Raw genomic sequence first — 16,638 nt, forward strand, 5'->3', positions numbered from 1 at the left:
GAAACAAAAAGAATATTGAGTTAGATTGTTATAAATTTTAGTTATTAGTCTATCCATGAAACTCCAGCAGCTTCGCTACATCGTTGAAATCCAGCGTCAAGGCCTCAATGTTTCAGAGGCTGCCGAGTCTCTGTACACCTCGCAGCCAGGCATCTCGAAGCAGGTCAAATTGCTTGAAGATGAGCTGGGTATTTCCATCTTCGAACGCAGTGGCAAGCGTTTTACCGGTGTGACCGAACCCGGCAAGGTGGTGCTCGGGATTGCCGAACGCATTTTGCGCGAGGCGGAAAATCTCAAGCGGGCCAGTGCCGAATTTGCCACCGGTGACAGCGGGCGACTGATTCTGGCGGCAACCCACACCCAGGCGCGTTACGCCTTGCCGGTGGTGGTGCGCGATTTTGTCGCCCAGCATCCAACCGTCAAGCTGGAAATGCACCAAGGCAGCCCAACCCAGATCGCCGAATGGGTGGCGGCCGGTGAAGCCGATATCGGGATCGCAACCGAGTCGCTTGATCAGTACCCGCAACTGGTGACATTGCCGGTCCGGCAGTGGAGCCATTGCGTGATCGCCCCGGAGGCGCATCCCATTTTGAAGACTGTGCCGCTGTCGCTCAACGAACTGGTGCGCTGGCCGTTGATTACCTATGACACGGCATTTACCGGACGTTCGCGGATCAATCGCGCTTTCGAGCGGATCTCTGCCCAGCCGAACATCGCCCTCACGGCGCTGGATGCCGATGTGATCAAGACCTACGTCAGCCTCGGGCTTGGCTTGGGCATCATTTCTGCGCTGGCATTCGATGCGCAACGAGACAGCGGCCTTGTCGCGGTCGACGCTGCACATTTGTTCGAATCCAACACGACCCGGCTGGCCTTGCGGCGCGGGACCTATCTGCGACGCTACGATTATGATTTTATTGGCTTGTTTGCGCCGCATCTGTCGAAGCGAGTGGTCGAGATGGCGATGCAGGGCGGCGGCGATGAGTATCAGTTATGACTTTTGTCTGATTTTCAGGGGTTCTGGCGCAGCGTAAGCTTCAACGTCCGCTCAGGAGCTTCCCGATGAACGCCGTTTCCGAAGAAAAGCAGTTGCAACTTTTATTGCAGGGTGTCGATATTCCGCCTTGCCCGGCAGTCCTGATTGCACTGGATGCCGAATTGAAGAAGGATGCGCCTGACCAGCGGGATATCGTTCGCCTGGTCAGCAAGGATGTGGCGCTTTCCGGCCAATTGATGCGGATTGCCAATTCGCCGGCATTTTCGGGCGGGCATAAGCTGACGTCGATTCTCCAGGCACTGAACGTCCTGGGAACCCAGCAGATATTCAATCTGCTGGTGTCGCAACTGATGAAGGCCGCGTTGTCGGATTCCTCGGGAATTTCGATGGATCGTTTTTGGGAATCATCGGCCCAGACGGCCAATCTTTCTGCCGAGCTGGCTCGTCGGCTGCGCTGTGTCCGGCCGGATGTGGCCTACACCTTCGGCCTGTTTCACGATTGCGGGATTCCGCTGATCATGAAACGCTTTCCACAGTGTCGCGAAGTATTGGCTGAAGCCAATGCAACAGAAGAATTGAAATTTACCGAAGTCGAAGACAGGGCGCTGGGCACCAATCACGCGGTTGTCGGCTATTTCCTGGCCCGTCGCTGGCATCTGCCGGATTTCGTTGCGGAAGGCATTCTTCATCACCACGATTACAGCGTCCTTGCCAATCCCGGGCGTGTTTCCGATGACGCGCGCGGACTGATCGCCATCTGCGTCCTGGCCGAGCACATCATCCGTCTGCACAACCAGGGTGATGGCGAACATGAATGGGCCAAGGCTGCTTCTGCTGCCTGCCAGTATTTTCAGCTGTCGCTGGGGGCGGTCGACGATCTGATCGAAGACATGCTGGAGTGGCTAGCGTAAGGCTTTCATGCGTGGCGCCGTATCGCGCAGGATCAGCGAAGGTGCCGAGAACGGGGCCAGGCGTTCCAGGAAGTCGAGTAATTCGAGAACGGGCGAATTTCTGAAGAACTTGGCGGCGGGCGTGTCCATCCAGATTCGGTCGGCGTACGCGTACAGTTCGTGCGGCTTGTCGCCGAAACCGTCGCCGTTGAGATCAAATCCTTCGTAGTCGTCCCAGATGTTGCCCCACCAGGTGTCGTTCATCGGATCGCCATCCCCGATGATGCTGACCGGCCAGAGATTGTTGCGAATCGTGTTGTTGATCGCCATGTGACCCCCCTTGGCACCGTAGAAATAAATCCCGGTAATGTTGTGGGCAATCAGGTTATTGATGAAAACGATCCGGTTGATCGGGTTCATTGGCGAATCGGCCATGATGCCGTGGGCGCAGTGCACGATCTCATTGCTGTCGATCAGGGCGGAGGAGGTTTCCTTGAGCGCCACGCCGGCACCCGAGGCATCCATCGAGTGAATGATCCGGTTGCGGCGGATGATCAGGCCATCGGAGTTGAGCGCAATGATTCCGGTCGAGTTGTTTTCGAAATGATTGTTTTCAACCAGTGTTCGATTGGCAAACAGGAAATTCAAGGCACGCCGGCTGTCCTTGACGACATTGCCGGTAAACCGGTTGCGGGGTGAATTGCTCACCGTAATGTCGCGAATCTGCGCAATGTCGTTGTTTTCGATGCGATTGCCGGTGCTGTACCAGAGGCGTATGCCATCGCCGCGTTCGGCAGAATCGACCGGCCGCGAACGCACCCGGTTGCCGCGTATAACGCTATCGTTGCTGCGGTGGAGCGTGATCCCGAACAGGACATCCTCGATCCGGTTATCTTCGATCAGCAGGTGATTGCCTTCGGCCATCAGGCCACCATCGATCGCATCGTGTGAATCGCCGCTGCCGCGCAGGGTCAGGCCACGTAATGTGACGTGGTCGGCTTTGACGCTCAGTACCGTTCCGCGACCGCCGGCTTCGATAATGACCTTGCCGTTACCTTCCAGGGTCAGCGGTTTGTTGATGATTGCCGGCCCTTGGTAGGTGCCGGGAGGCAGGCGAATGCTTGCGCCGGGCAGCGCAGTATCAAGCCAGGGTTGGAGCGGCTGCGCGGCCATGAGTTGGCTGTTGAGGCAGGCGCAGCAGAGTGTTATCAGGAAAAAACCAAGGTATTTCATCGTTACCGAATATAGCGATTCGGGTGGTGAGTTGGCATGGATATGGATCAAGTTTGCTTTAGTTTTGTCTTGTGCCGTACCGGAGAGTGGGCAAAAAAATGCCCACCGCTCGGGTGGGCATTGATCGGGCGGGGCCGGTTTTAGTTAACCTTGGCCTTGTTGCGCAGTTCCTTGACCAGGTTTTCAACCTGCTGCTGGCTGGCGCGTTGCTGAAGCTGCGGCTTGACCTGGTCGTACGGCGGCGGGGTCAGCGGACGGGAATCTTCGAGCTGGATGACGTGATAACCGAAGTCGGAATGAACCGGGGCCTTGGTGTACTCACCCTTCTTCAGCTTGGACAGTGCGTCGGCAAACGGCTTGACGTAGGAGTTCGGTGAACTCCAGCCGAGGTCGCCGCCCTTGTCCTTGGAACCTGGGTCCTTGGATTGCTTGGCCAGTTCGGAGAATTTTTCACCCTTGTCGAGCTTGGCGATGATGGCCTTGGCTTCATCTTCCTTTTCGACCAGAACGTGGCGGGCCTTGTATTCGGTATTGCCGAGGTTGGCCTTGATGCCGTCGTATTCAGCCTTGAGCTGGGCTTCGGTGATCGGGTTGGCACGGACGTAATCCGACAGGTAGGTACGGATCAGCACGGCCTGCTTGGCCAGTTCGATCTGACCCTGGATGTCGGTCTTCTTGTCGAGGCCCTTTTTCTTGGCTTCCTGGGCGAGGACTTCGCGGCGGACCAGTTCTTCCTTGACGGCATTCTGGAGCTCGGCACCATCCGGGGCGCCCTGGGTTTTTTGCTCGGCGTAGAAAGCATCGTAGACGGTTTGCGAAATCGGCTGGCCGTTGACCGTGGCAAACGGTTTGCCCTTTTCAACGGCAAAGGCCGGGGCGGAAATCAGGGCGCTACCAATCAGCAGGGCAGCCAGACGGGAAATCTTGAACATGTAGTTGATCCTTGGGTGGAAGGGGGTAACCGGAAAATTATACTTCGCCCGGTGCAAAAGCATGGATGCCGAGCGCATGAATACGACCGCGCATCAAGTCACCTGCCGCATCGTAAACCAGCCGATGCCGGGCAACCGTATTTTTCCCGCTAAAAGCACTGGAAACAATCGTTACTTGGTAGTGTCCGCCATCTTTGGCACCGGCGTGTCCGGCGTGGCGATGCGATTCATCTTCGATCTCGATCGACAGCGGTTGCAGGCTGGCAAGCCGCTCCCGCAGGTGTACGACGGTTTCGCTGCTCACGCCGGCAGGGCTTTCTTGAACGGCTTGACGGTGACTTTTTCGTAGACGCCGGCGGCGATGTACGGGTCGGCGTCGGCCCAGCCTTGTGCGGCAGCCAGCGAGCTGAATTCGGCAATGATGATGCTGCCGGAAAAACCGGCCGGGCCCGGGTCCGGCGAGTCGATTGCCGGGCAGGGGCCGGCCAGTACCAGGCGGGCTTCGGCCTGCAGGGCATGCAGGCGTTCGAGATGTGCCGGGCGAGCAGCCATGCGCTGGTCGAGCGAGCCGGGGCGATCTTCACCGATGATGACGTAAAGCATTATTTTTCTTCCTCAACGTATTTGGATAGGAGCATGCCCTGGCCGAGTACGAATACAAACAGCAGGCCCATGCCGCCGAAGAGCTTGAAATTGACCCAGGTATCGGTCGTGAAATTGAAGGCCACAAAGAGATTCAGGCAGCCCATGAAAGTGAAAAAGGCGACCCACGAAAGATTGACCCGGGCCCAGATGGTTTCAGGCAATTTCATTTGCTCGCCGAGCATCGCCTTGATCGCATTTTTCTTCAGGACCAGCGCGGAAAACGCCATGCTGCCGGCGAATACCCAGTAAAGAATGGTCGGTTTCCACTTGATGAAATTCTCATTCTGGAAAATCAGCGTCATGCCGCCGAACACGCCGACCAGCACCAGGCTGACCCAGAGCATCTTGTCGACTTTGCCGTGCTTGAACCAGACCCAGGCAATCTGGGCGACCGTTGCCGCGATGACGACGACCGTGGCGAGTAAAATGGGGGCCTGCTTGATGTCGACCGCAGCAGAGCCGAGCAGCGAGGCTACCCAGCCGGCCGCAAGTTCGGGATTTTTTTCCGAATACTTGAAGGCGACAAAGAAGAGGATGACGGGGAAAAGGTCGAAAAGCAGTTTCATGGCGGAGCATTATATACTGCGCTTCTTCACCTCATTGCGCGAGCGAGTACGTCCATGCACACCGTCCTGATCATCGACGACAGCGATATCAACCTGACCCTGATCAAGGCGCTGGTGCTCAAGCTGGGGGAATGCAATCCCATCCTTTTCGAAAATCCGCTCAAGGCGCTCGACTGGTGCCGGGAAAACATTCCCGATCTGGTGATTGTCGATTACATGATGCCGGATATGGACGGCCTGAAATTCATCAACGCCTTCCGTGCCTTGCATGGGCGCAATGAAATCCCGGTCTTGATGGTCACGGCGAATGACCAGCGGGATATCCGCTACGAAGCCTTGCTCGGCGGTGCCAACGATTTCCTGACCAAGCCGATCGACCGCATCGAGTTTTCAGCCCGCGCCCGCAACATGCTTTCGCTGCGCAGTGGCCAGAAATTCCTGGCTGACCGTGCCGAGCATCTGGCGTCGCTGGTGGACGAACAAACCCGTGAAATTCGCGATCGTGAAAAAGAGCTGATTTTCCGCATGTCGCGTGCAGCCGAGTTCCGTGATCCGGAAACGGGCGCCCACATCCAGCGCATGGCTCACTATTCGCAGGTCATCGCCCGGGCTCTCGGGCTCGATGCCAATGCCCAGAAACTGATTCTCGAAGCCGCGCCGATGCATGATGTCGGCAAGATCGGCATTCCCGATTACATCCTGCTCAAGCCAGGCAAGCTGACGCCGGAGGAGTTCGAAGTCATGAAGGGGCATGCCCGTCTCGGTTATGAATTGCTCAAGGACAGTGGTTCCGAGATTCTGCGGGCCGGGGCCGAGGTCGCCATTTCACACCATGAAAAATTCGATGGGACGGGCTACCCGCACGGATTGCAGGGGAACAAGATTCCCATTTTCGGCCGTATCGTTGCCGTGGCCGATGTGTTCGATGCGCTGACTTCCGAGCGGCCCTACAAAAAAGCATGGCCGATTGAGGATGCCTGCAAGTTTCTTGAAGATGGGCGAGGTTTGCACTTTGACCCGATGTGTGTCGAAGCCTTCCTGGCCTGCAAGGATCAGATTCTCGATATCCGGCAGCGCTTCAGGGATGAAGAAGTCCCGATGATCTAGGCCCCGGGAGCGCTTGTGTTGATCCTGCGTCGCTTCAGCCACCAGATTGCGCTGGTCGTTTCCATGCTGTTCGTTCTTATCGTGGCGTTATATACCGCCTACACGGTAAACGAGCAGAGCGAAAACGGTGAACAAATGATGACGCGCCAGACCGAAGTCCTGGCGCGCAGTCTGGCAGAAATCATTGCCGCCGATCTTGCGCGGGCCAGTCGTGGCGAACTGAACCGCCTGCTTTCCCCGATTGCGACTTATCCGGATGCCCGCGCGATCCATGTCATCGGTCCGGATGGACGTTCGCTGGCCGGTGTCCGCAAAGAAGATGATGGCCAGGTTTTTTCCGACATCAGCAACAAGGCATTCGATTTGCCGGCCAGTGCCGGCCATGAACAAGAGATCGCCGGCCAGAAGGTTGTCTGGCAGCCTTTGCCGGGCGAAGGGGCGGTTGGTTGGGTGCGTATCGAAATCAGCCTGGCCCGGCTTGACGAACAACGCAGCCACATGTGGCGCGACAGCCTGGTCGCCGGTGCGCTGGCGATTGTCGCTTCCGTCTTGCTGCTGCTGCTCCTGCTTGCCCGGTCGATGCGGGTGCTTGAGGCGGCAGCCCAATTTGCCGCCCGGCTCGATGTTGACCGCGGCAAACAGTTACCGGTCTTCCACGGCAATCTGGAAATCGGCAGCCTGGTTGCTTCCTTGAATCGCGTTTCCATTCGCTTGATGCATCAGGAAGCTCACATCGAGAAGCAGAATCTCTTCCTGAAAAGCCTGACCGATGCGCTCGGCGAAGGGGTGGTTGCGGCGGATGCCGAAGGGCGTTGCACCTTCATGAACGCCGAAGCCGAACGGCTGCTTGGCTGGTCGCGCGATGAGTTGCTGGGGCAGGACCTGCATGCCGCGATTCATTTCAAGACGGCTTCCGGCTTGCCGCTCAGTCGCGATGAATGTCCGATGCACGCCCCGGTTGCCGCATGCCATCCTTTCCGTTCCGAATTCGACGCCTTCACCGCGCGCGATGGCCATGTCTTCCCGATTTCGGTTGTCTCGGTACCGCTTTTTGAAAACGGGCAGTTTGCCGGTACGGTCGTTGCCTTCCAGGACATCACGCTGCGCAAGCGGGATGAAGAGTATTTGCTGTCGACCAGTTCGCGTCTGTCGGCCTTGATTGAAAGCATGCATTCCGGGGTGCTGGTCGAAGATGAGCAGCACCGGACGGTGATGGCGAACCAGGCTTTGTTCGGCCTCCTCGGCATCGACGACATCTCGATGGATATTGCCGGCAAGCCGTCGCGAGAACTGTTCGAAGCATGTCGGGATAGCGTTCTCGACGCCCCAGGTTTTCTTGAGGACGCGGTCAGGATCGTCGAGGCGGGCGAATTGTCGACCGAACGCGAGCTGCAACTGGCCGATGGCCGGATTCTGGCTTTCGAATATTTCCCGATTTATCTTTTCCCCTTCCATCCGCAGCCGGAAGATTGTCGTGGCCATCTCTGGCTGTTCCACGACATCACCGGCCGCAAGCTGGCGGCGGAAGAGTTGCGTGAAGCCCGCGATGTCGCCGAGACGGCCAATCGGGCGAAAAGCGATTTTCTCGCCAACATGAGCCACGAAATTCGCACGCCGATGAATGGCATCATCGGGATGACCGCGCTGGCCCTGGAAACACGGCTGGACGACGAGCAGCGGCAATACCTCGAAATGGTCCGCTCATCGGCCGATGCCTTGCTGGTGTTGATCAACGATATTCTCGATTTCTCCAAAATCGAGGCGGGCAAGATGACCGTCGAGCAGATTCGCTTCCCGTTGCCGGCCTTGCTGCGCGAAGTGGTCAAGCCGCTCGGCTTGCGCTGCGAGCAGAAAAAACTCGAACTGGTCGTCGATATCGACCCGGCGGTGCCGACATGGATCGAAAGTGATCCCGGACGTTTGCGGCAACTGATCATCAATCTGCTGGGCAATGCCATCAAATTCACCGATCGTGGCCATATCCGGCTCAAGGTCAGCCTGGATGGCGAAGAGAACGGCGGGCTGTGCCTGCGGTTTACGGTCAGCGATACCGGCATCGGCATTCCTGCTGGCAAGCTGGAGACAATTTTTGAAGCTTTTTCCCAGGCGGATTCATCGGTGGCCCGCCGCTTCGGTGGGACCGGGCTGGGGCTGACCATCTGCAGCAAGCTGGTCAGCCTGATGGGCGGGCGTATCTGGGTCGAGAGTACGGAAGGGCAGGGCAGCGATTTCAGCTTTACCCTGACCGCCGGGCAGCCACGCAACGCACCGCCAGCACAGGCTTTGCCGGCCGGATTCCAGGGGCGGCGTGTGCTGGTTGTCGATGATCTGGCGGCGACGCGAGAAGCGATGGGCAGCATGCTGCAGTCCTGGGGATTCACGACGACGCTATTCGACCATACGCAAGCGGTGCCGGCGGCGCTGCGTCAGGCATTTGACGCGGCTGATCCGTTTTGCCTGATCGTGCTCGATTCGGCGCTGCCCGACGGAGACGGTTTTGCGCTGCTGGGTGCCCTGGCCGAGCTTTCCTTTGCGCCGCCTGTGCTGATGATGATTCCGGCGACCACATTCGGGCGCGATGCGCAGCGTTGTCGCGAACTGGGCGTGCCGGCTTTCCTGACCAAACCGCTGGTTTGCGATGAGGTGTTTGAAACGCTGGCCGGCATGCTTGAAAAAACGAAGGACGTGGCAGGCGTCGAAGCATCGTTGCCGAGCGCTGTGCCGCCGTTGGACGGCCTGAATATCCTGTTGGTCGAAGACAACCCGGTCAATCAAAAATTGGCGCTCGCCCTGTTGCGCAAACAAGGTCACCGCCTGAGCGTGGCGGAAAACGGTGCTGTCGCGGTCGACCGCTCCGCTGGGCAGGATTTCGATGTGATCCTGATGGACCTTCAGATGCCGGTCATGGATGGCCTGGCCGCGACCGCAGAAATTCGGCGGCGCGAAGCCGGCAGCGGCAAGCATGTGCCGATCATTGCGATGACGGCGAATGCGATGGCGGGCGACCGTGAGCGTTGCCTTGCCGGCGGCATGGATGGTTATGTTTCAAAACCCATCCGGCTGGACGAATTGCTGGCGGCCATTGCGGCCTGCTACACTCAACAAATTGCATAAAGCATTGCCGAGCGGGAGAGAGATAGTGGCTGAAGCATTTGTACTGGATCGTCGCGTCATTCTCGATCGGCTTGGGGGCGATCAGGATATTCTCGCAATGATGCTCGACATGTATTTGCAGGATGTCGACAACAATTGTGCGGCGCTCGATGCCGCCATGGCTGCGAGCGATGCAAAAACCCTGCAGCGCGAAGCACATACGATCAAGGGCCTGCTCTCGACATTTTCCGATGATGCAGGCGCAGCCATGGCATTCGCCATCGAGCAGAAAGCCAAGTTCGGCAATACGGTCGTTCTGACCGACGACGTGGCCGCCCTGCGCGCCCGCCTGCTGGAAGTTGCCGGCGTCCTGCAGGCTGAATCAGGCGTCGCCGGGTAATTGCAGGAAAGTCGCCGCGCCGGCAGCGCCGCCGGCCGGTGCATGCGGCACGACACCAAGCAGCGGTGCCGGGATCAGCTTTTCCAGGGTGGCCAGGTTTTCGTCGAAGCGTGACATGGCCGGGTCGATCCGGTTGGCAACCCAGCCGGCGACGCTCAGGCCGCGTGCCGCAATCGCATCAATCGTCAGCAAGGCATGGTTGATGCAGCCGAGGCGCATGCCGACGACAAAAATGATCGGCAGATTGAGCGCCACGGCCAGATCGGCGCTGTCGCGGTCGACACCCAGCGGAACGCGAAATCCGCCCACACCTTCGACGATCAGCAGGTCGGACTGCGATCCGGCCTCGCGGCAAGCGGCCTTGATCACGGAGAAATCGATTTCGACGGCTTCTTCTGCGGCGGCAATGTGCGGTGCAATGGCGGCCTTGAAACAGTAGGGATTGACGACCTTGAGCGGCAATTTGAGCGAACTGGCGGCCCGGATGTTCTCCACGTCTTCATTCAAACCGGCCGCATCGGTACCGGCCGCGACCGGTTTCAGGCCGGCTGCCTTGAGGCCGGATTGCGCCGCCTTGTGGAGCAGGGCGCAGGTGATGAAGGTCTTGCCGATTTCGGTATCGGTCCCGGTCAGGAAGTAGGCTGGGCTCATGTCTGGGCTGAAAGGGTGAGTACGTCGTAGGTCAGCGGCAATCCGGCCGGCGTGCGGCTGGCTTCGAAAGCGGCTTCGGCGCGATTGAAGCTGCTGCGGCTCATCAGGCTGGTGCGCCGGCCATCGCCCAACTGATTGGCGCCGATCGCCTTGACGGCCTTGAGCAGGCTGCGGAAATCCGGGTAATGGGCGATTTCCGTGCTGTTTTGCACGTCGACCGCAACAAGACCGCTGGCTTGGGCCAGTTTTTCGATTTCCTCCGCCGTATGAAAGGCCAGCGTGTGGCGGTATTCATCGACGCCGGCAAAAGCCTGGCGCAGTTCGTGGAAGGTTTTCGGACCGAGACTGGCCAGCGCGATCCGGCCGCCGGGGCGCAGCACGCGGCGGGCTTCGCTCAGGGCTTTGGACAATTCGCACCATTGCACAGCCAGGCTGCTCCAGTACAGATCAACACAGGCATCGGTCAGCGGCAGATGTTCCAGATCCCCGGCGATGCGCAGCTTGTCGGCATCGATTCGGGACAGCATGCCGGGCGACAGGTCGAGCCCGATGTAGTCGGCAGCGGGAAAGCGTGTTTCAAGCAGGCTACGGGCATAACCCGTGCCGCAGCCTGCGTCGAGCAGGCGGCTGGGGGCGAGCCCTGCCGGCAGTCCGGCAACGAGGCGGCAGCAGATGCGGCGCTGGACATCGGCGGCGCTGTCGTAAGTCGCCGCGGCGCGTTCGAAGGACTGGCGGATGCGGCGCTTGGGCGGGTGCTTGTCCGTTGCGGATGGCGGAAAATCAGTCATTCAGGAAGGTCGATATCCGGGCGATGAATTCGTCGGGTTGCGAGATGAATGGCGCGTGGGCGCAGTCGTTGAATACTTCAAGACGGGCGCCGGGAATCAGTGCGCTCAAGGCCTGGGCGGCCGGCAGCGGCATCAGCGGATCGGCCGAGCCGTTGAGCAGCAGGCTTGGCGCCTTGACCTGTCCGGCGGCTTGCCGCAGATCGACGTCGCGCAGCCAGGCCAGGCCGGTGCCGAGTACCTGGCCGGACGGGCGTGGATCAGCCAGTTGAAGCAGGTCGTGGGTGACCGATTTGGCCTTGGCATCGCCGCGGTTGAAGCCACCGACGAAGCGCGGCAGCATGGCTTCCGGGTCGGCTGCGATGGCGGCGGTGAATTCGGCCAGCATCGGCAGGGGCATGCCGTGCGGCCAACCGTCGCGTTGAACGAAAGAGGCTGTGCCGGCGACCAGGACCAGTTTGCCGACCTTCTCCGGCGCCAGTGCGGCAACGGCAAGCGCCAGCTGGGCGCCGAGCGACCAGCCGCAAAGCGTGCTGCCGGGTGCCAGACGCGCTGCGACATCGGCGGCTGCCGCGTCGAAATCTTCGATCAGCGGGGCGTCGCCATAGCCGGGCAGGTCGAAAAAACGGCCGTTTAGCGCGTCGACCGCAGCATTGAGCGGCCCGCGGCCGAGGCACCAGCCAGGAATGAAAACAAGCGGAGCGGTCATGCCAGTTCCTTGAGTGCGTTGATCAGTTGCTCGATATCGGCTGCCGTGTGGGCAGCAGACAGCGAAATACGCAGGCGCGCCGTGCCTTTCGGGACGGTGGGCGGGCGAATCGCCGGGGTCCACAGGCCGCGTTCCCAGAGCGCTTTCGACAGGGTCAGTGCGGCTTCGTTCTCGCCGACGATGAGTGCCTGGATGGCGGTCGGTGAGGCCAGCAGCGTCCATGGCAGACCATGCAGGCCCTGGCGCAACTGGCCGATGCGGGCCATCAGATGGCTGCGCAGGGCGTCGCCCTGACGGATGATTTCCAGGCTGGCAGACAGTGCGCAGGCGACGGCCGGCGGTGCTGCCGTCGTGAAAATATAGCTGCGGGCGCGTTGCAGCAGGTATTCGATGGCGATTTCGGAGCCGGCGACAAACGCACCGCCGACGCCGGCCGCCTTGCCGAGCGTGCCCATCAGCAGGATGCGCGGCGAGGCCGGCAGGTTGAAGTGTGCCAGGCTGCCTTTGCCGTGTGCGCCGAGTACGCCGAAACCGTGTGCGTCATCGATCACCAGCCAGGCGTCGTAACGTTCGGCCAGTTCGAGAATCAGCGGCAGCGGGGCCAGGTCGCCGTCCATGCTGAACACGGCATCGGTGACGATGACCTTGGTCGGTGCATTGCTGGCGGCGAGTAGTCGTTCGAGCGCCGCGACATCGTTGTGCGCGTAGCGGTGGCTCTCGGCACCCTGCACCTTGGCCAGTTGCACGGCATCGATCAGCGAGGCGTGATTGAGCTTGTCGGCGAATACGGCGGCGCCGCGGCCGGCCAGTGTCGGGACGGTGGCGAGGTTGGCCAGATAGCCGGTCGAGAAGGTCAGGACGCGTGGAAAACCGAGAAAGCCGGCGATTTCCTGTTCGATCTGTTCGTGCGGCGCCAGGTGACCGCTGACCAGGTGCGAGGCGCCGCTGCCGGCTCCCCAGCGCAATGCGCCGTCAGCCATGGCCTGCGCGATGATCGGGTTGCCGGCCAGTCCAAGATAGTCGTTGCTGGCGAAATTGAGCAGTTGCCGGCCGTCGACCGTGGCCATCCGACCGCAAGGCGAGGCCAGCACGCGGCGGCGGCGGGTCAGGCCAAGGTCGGCCAGTTCGTCGAGTTCGCTGCGCAGTCTGGATTCAATGGTCATGGGTTTTCCGGGTCCGGGGCATCGTCTATTGTCGCTCAGATCACGCGTCGCTCAGTCCGTCAGCCATGTCGCGAGAGAAGCGCGTCAGGCGGACATCGACGGTGAAACTCAGTTCGCTCAGCGCGGCGGCTCGGGCGCGGCCTTCGGCGCTGGCCCGATAAAGGTGCGGCGTCATCGCCAGCAGGTCGGCAATCGGTTCCCGGCCGCTGATGCTCAGCGAGAAACGGACGCTGTCGCCGGGCAGGGCGCAGAATCCGGCCGGGACGATGTTTTCGGATGGCCGCTCGGCTTTGAGTTGCGGGTAAATGATTTCGCGCAGTTCGCGCAGGTGGTCCGGTCCGGCATCGATCTGGATCAACTGGCCGCCGGGTTTCAAAACGCGGGCAAATTCGCTGTAGACCGGGAAACCGAACAGGCACAGCACGCGATCCAGCGTGCTCGGCAGCACCGGCAGATTGGCGTTGCTGCCGACCACCCAGCCGGGACGCTTGTCTTGCTTGGCGGCGGCGAGCACGGCCCATTTCGAGATATCCAGCCCGAGCAGATTGAGCGATTGCCCCTGATTTTCGGCAGCGGCCGCCAGTTGGCGCAGGTAGTAGCCTTCGCCGCTGCCGGCGTCGAGGCAGTTCAGCGTCGTGTTCGGCGGCAGTTGGTTCAGCACGGCTCGGCTGAGCAGTTCGGCAATCGGCTGGTAGTAGCCGGCATTGAGATAGCGCCGGCGGGCGGCGACCATCTCCTTGCTGTCGCCCGGGTCGAGCGAACGCTTGTTCTGGACCGGCAGCAGGTTGGTGTAGCCCTGGCTGGCGACGTCGAAACTGTGTCCGGAAGCACAGCGCCAGGCGGTGCCGTGGCAATGTAGCGGTGCGCCGTCGAGTGGGCAGGCGAGGTGGGTGAAGGCGGCAATGGTCATGGACGATGTCTGGCCGGATGCGTGCTTGCCTTAGCCGGCCAATGTCGCAGCCAGTGCGCCGGCAACGGCCTCGCCGAGGTGGGCGATTTCTTCGTCGCTGACGATGTAGGGCGGCATCAGGTAGAGGGCGTTGCCCATCGGCCGGACCAGCGCTTCGCGCTCCAGCGCAGCGCGATAGAAGCGGCGCGAGAAGTGCGGGTCGTCACTGATCACGTCGAAGGCAGCGATCATGCCGCGCTGGCGCAGATGGCGGACTTGCGGATGGTCGGCCAGCGGGGCGAGGGCGGCGGCGATTTTGGCCGATTTCTGGCGGTTGACCGCGATAGTGTCGTCTTCGGCAAAGATGTCGAGCGTGGCCAGCGCTGCCCGGCAGGCCAGCGCATTGCCGGTGTAGGAATGCGAATGCAGGAAGGCGCGAGCCACCGAATCATCGAGGAAGGCGTTGTAGATCGTGTCGCTCGACAGCACGATGGAGAGCGGCAGATAACCGCCGGAAATGCCTTTCGACAGGCACATCAGGTCGGGCCGGATTTCTGCTTGTTCATGCGCGAAGAAGGTCCCGGTACGGCCGCAGCCGACGGCGATTTCGTCGCAGATCAGGTGCACTTCGTGCTGGTCGCAGAGTTGGCGGGCGAGGCGCAGGTATTCCGGGTCGTACATAGCCATGCCGGCGGCGCCCTGGATCAGCGGTTCGACGATCAGCGCGGCGGTGCGCTCGCCGTTTTTCTCCAGCCAGTCGGCGAGGCCGGCGGCGGCGCGGCGGGCGACGTCGGCCGGTGTTTCGCCGGGTTCGCCGAGGCGGAAGTCGGGCGAGGGCAGGACGTGCGCGGCGTGGCGCACCAGCGGCGCGTAGGCGTCCTTGAAAATGGCAACGTCGGTGACGGCCAGCGCACCGACCGTTTCGCCGTGGTAGCTGCCGGCCAGGCAGAGAAATTCGGCCTTCTCCGGGCGGCCGACGTTGCGCCAGTAATGAAAACTCATCTTCAGCGCGATCTCGGTCGCCGAGGCACCGTCCGAGGCGTAGAAGGCGTGGCCGAGCGATCCTGCGGTCAACGCCGATAAACGCTCGGAAAGCTCGACCACCGGCTGGTGCGTGAAGCCGGCCAGCATGACGTGCTCAAGCGTCTCCAGTTGATCGCGCAATGCGGCATTGATGCGTGGATTGGCGTGGCCGAAGAGGTTGGTCCACCACGAACTGATGCCGTCGAGGTAGCGCTTGCCGTCAAAGTCATAGAGCCAGGCGCCGCTGCCGCGGGCAATCGGGACGAGCGGCAGATGCGACGGCGAGGCCGTCTGCGCGTGGTGCTGCATCTGCGTGCATGGGTGCCAGACGGCGGCCTGGCTGCGCGCCAGCCAGTCCTGATTCGACGTTTTTTTCATCAGTGCAGCGCTTGCGAACTTTCGCCGGCTTGTTCCGGCATTTCGGCGTGCACCAGCTCGGCTTCCCGGTTGGGGAAGAGCGGGGCGCCGCAGTCGTCGCAGAATTCCATCGGGAAATGGTGGTCGAGGAAAAGCACGTCCTTGACGCCGCATTCGCGCAGCACAGCTTCGATTTCGCCGGCCGCATCGGTTGCTTCGTCTTCGGCGCCGAGCAGCGGCCAGACGATGCCGTGGTAAGTGTCGTCCTTGTCCTTCGGGCCGAGGCCGACGCGGTATTCCTCCATCCGGCGGTCGTAACATGGGCCGACGACAGCGCGGATGTCGGCCGGCATCAGGCCGAGCATGGTTTGCAGGAAGGCAACCGAGGCTTTCAGCGAGTACGGGCGCGACAGGCGGTCGGCATTGCGGCAGGCGGCGTGGTAAGCATCGGCCAGCAGTGGTTGCCAGGCGCAACCGGTGAGCAGCGGTTCGAGGTTCGGGCTGCCTTGCTTGATCCATTCCTTGAGCGCGGCTTCCTTGTTGCCATCCTTCTCGTTCCAGCGGAACAGCGCTTTGCCGCGCGGCACGGCAATGGCGCCGACGAGGTAACGGACATCGGACAGGAAACGGTTGGTTTCGGCCATGCCCTGCGTGTCGACCGTGACATGCTCACCGGCCAGCGTGGCGTGGCCCAGCGTCCGGGTCAGTTGCCAGGTGTCGCAGAAACTGCGCGGCAACTGGTCCGGGCTGAACAGGAAATCGGCCAGCGCAATACGCACATCGCCGCCGAAAACGTGGGCGCCGAGTTGCACTTTCAGGGCTTCAAGCGTGGCTTTGGGCAGCGAACAGGCCGGAATCGAAAAGCGCGACCAGGCCAGTACCGGGGCGGCAAAAAGCTGGATATCGAAATCGATGCCCTTGAATTCGAGTTGTCCGGTTTCGGCGCGTGACTCGACCATGTCGGCCAGTTCGTCATGGGCGCGCGGATTGGCTTCGAACAGGCGATCCAGGGCGGTATTAATGTCGTCTTCAGCGCCATTCTTGAGCAGGCTGTCGACGGTTTCAGCAAGCTGGGCTTCCCAGTAACTGTCTTCCAGCTTGCCGCCGGATTCGGAAAGACCGGTGGCCAGACGCTGGAGTTCTGCAGCATCGCGGGAAAGACGGTCGCGCGAGCCGAAGCGGGTTCGTTTCATGGGTG

General features: G+C 60.9%; 17 protein-coding genes. 5 read left to right on the plus strand and 12 right to left on the minus strand.

The genetic code is table 11. From position 1 onward, the window contains the following. Positions 1-55: 55 nt before the first annotated feature. Positions 56-997: a CysB family HTH-type transcriptional regulator gene (locus GBK02_RS07700; protein ID WP_203469145.1), complete on the plus strand. Its 942-nt coding sequence runs from the start codon at positions 56-58 to the stop codon at positions 995-997. A 65-nt stretch (positions 998-1,062) separates the two neighbouring features. Continuing rightward, positions 1,063-1,908: an HDOD domain-containing protein gene (locus GBK02_RS07705; RefSeq protein WP_203469146.1), complete on the plus strand. Its 846-nt coding sequence runs from the start codon at positions 1,063-1,065 to the stop codon at positions 1,906-1,908. On the opposite strand, the gene nosD is transcribed toward GBK02_RS07705, so the two are convergent. The 5 genes from nosD to GBK02_RS07730 all read right to left on the minus strand — a co-directional run bounded on the left by nosD (position 1,900) and on the right by GBK02_RS07730 (position 5,263). Next, on the minus strand, positions 1,900-3,060 hold the full coding sequence (nosD, locus tag GBK02_RS07710; RefSeq protein WP_239003213.1) for a nitrous oxide reductase family maturation protein NosD: 1,161 nt from the start codon (positions 3,058-3,060) through the stop codon (positions 1,900-1,902). The genes GBK02_RS07705 and nosD overlap by 9 nt on opposite strands. 200 nt (positions 3,061-3,260) lie before the next feature. Continuing rightward, a complete protein-coding gene (locus GBK02_RS07715; RefSeq protein WP_203469148.1) occupies positions 3,261-4,052 on the minus strand; it encodes a peptidyl-prolyl cis-trans isomerase in 792 nt (263 codons plus the stop codon). 37 nt (positions 4,053-4,089) lie between these two features. Next, positions 4,090-4,356, minus strand: a complete 267-nt coding sequence (locus tag GBK02_RS07720; protein WP_203469149.1) for a BolA family transcriptional regulator — start codon at positions 4,354-4,356, stop codon at positions 4,090-4,092. Continuing rightward, on the minus strand, positions 4,353-4,655 hold the full coding sequence (locus tag GBK02_RS07725; protein ID WP_203469150.1) for a YciI family protein: 303 nt from the start codon (positions 4,653-4,655) through the stop codon (positions 4,353-4,355). Before GBK02_RS07725 ends, GBK02_RS07720 begins: the two co-directional genes overlap by 4 nt. Continuing rightward, positions 4,655-5,263, minus strand: coding sequence for a septation protein A (locus GBK02_RS07730; protein ID WP_203469151.1), 609 nt, complete (start codon positions 5,261-5,263; stop codon positions 4,655-4,657). Before GBK02_RS07730 ends, GBK02_RS07725 begins: the two co-directional genes overlap by 1 nt. Before the next feature lie 54 nt (positions 5,264-5,317). On the opposite strand from GBK02_RS07730, the gene GBK02_RS07735 reads away from it, so the two are divergent. Genes GBK02_RS07735 through GBK02_RS07745 form a run of 3 tightly spaced genes read left to right on the plus strand, consistent with a single transcriptional unit; the run spans position 5,318 to position 9,863 of the window. Continuing rightward, on the plus strand, positions 5,318-6,370 hold the full coding sequence (locus GBK02_RS07735) for an HD-GYP domain-containing protein (protein WP_203469152.1): 1,053 nt from the start codon (positions 5,318-5,320) through the stop codon (positions 6,368-6,370). Positions 6,371-6,385: 15 nt separating this feature from the next. Further along, positions 6,386-9,484, plus strand: a complete 3,099-nt coding sequence (locus GBK02_RS07740; protein ID WP_203469153.1) for a PAS domain-containing hybrid sensor histidine kinase/response regulator — start codon at positions 6,386-6,388, stop codon at positions 9,482-9,484. A gap of 25 nt (positions 9,485-9,509) precedes the next feature. Beyond that, positions 9,510-9,863, plus strand: a complete 354-nt coding sequence (locus GBK02_RS07745) for an Hpt domain-containing protein (protein WP_203469154.1) — start codon at positions 9,510-9,512, stop codon at positions 9,861-9,863. Here GBK02_RS07745 and bioD read toward each other — a convergent pair. The 7 genes from bioD to GBK02_RS07780 are packed head-to-tail and all read right to left on the minus strand — an operon-like array spanning position 9,846 to position 16,633. Next, complete coding sequence (gene bioD, locus GBK02_RS07750) at positions 9,846-10,514, minus strand: dethiobiotin synthase (RefSeq protein ID WP_203469155.1); 669 nt, start codon at positions 10,512-10,514, stop codon at positions 9,846-9,848. The genes GBK02_RS07745 and bioD overlap by 18 nt on opposite strands. Continuing rightward, on the minus strand, positions 10,511-11,302 hold the full coding sequence (bioC, locus tag GBK02_RS07755) for a malonyl-ACP O-methyltransferase BioC (RefSeq protein ID WP_203469156.1): 792 nt from the start codon (positions 11,300-11,302) through the stop codon (positions 10,511-10,513). The genes bioD and bioC overlap by 4 nt, the downstream gene beginning before the upstream one ends. Further along, positions 11,295-12,008 carry an alpha/beta fold hydrolase gene (locus GBK02_RS07760; RefSeq protein ID WP_203469157.1) on the minus strand — a complete coding sequence of 238 codons (714 nt, stop codon included), beginning with the start codon at positions 12,006-12,008 and terminating at the stop codon, positions 11,295-11,297. The genes bioC and GBK02_RS07760 overlap by 8 nt, the downstream gene beginning before the upstream one ends. After that, complete coding sequence (gene bioF, locus GBK02_RS07765) at positions 12,005-13,171, minus strand: 8-amino-7-oxononanoate synthase (RefSeq protein ID WP_203469158.1); 1,167 nt, start codon at positions 13,169-13,171, stop codon at positions 12,005-12,007. The genes GBK02_RS07760 and bioF overlap by 4 nt, the downstream gene beginning before the upstream one ends. A gap of 40 nt (positions 13,172-13,211) precedes the next feature. Beyond that, a complete protein-coding gene (locus tag GBK02_RS07770) occupies positions 13,212-14,081 on the minus strand; it encodes a putative RNA methyltransferase (RefSeq protein ID WP_203469159.1) in 870 nt (289 codons plus the stop codon). Positions 14,082-14,111: 30 nt separating this feature from the next. Next, the gene (bioA, locus tag GBK02_RS07775; protein ID WP_203469160.1) at positions 14,112-15,461 is read right to left on the minus strand and encodes an adenosylmethionine--8-amino-7-oxononanoate transaminase; all 1,350 of its coding nucleotides are present in this window, start codon (positions 15,459-15,461) and stop codon (positions 14,112-14,114) included. Continuing rightward, complete coding sequence (locus GBK02_RS07780; protein ID WP_203469161.1) at positions 15,461-16,633, minus strand: DUF2863 family protein; 1,173 nt, start codon at positions 16,631-16,633, stop codon at positions 15,461-15,463. The genes bioA and GBK02_RS07780 overlap by 1 nt, the downstream gene beginning before the upstream one ends. Positions 16,634-16,638: the final 5 nt, after the last annotated feature.

Origin of the sequence: Dechloromonas sp. TW-R-39-2, from assembly GCF_016864195.1 — a bacterium.
Taxonomy (GTDB): domain Bacteria; phylum Pseudomonadota; class Gammaproteobacteria; order Burkholderiales; family Rhodocyclaceae; genus Azonexus.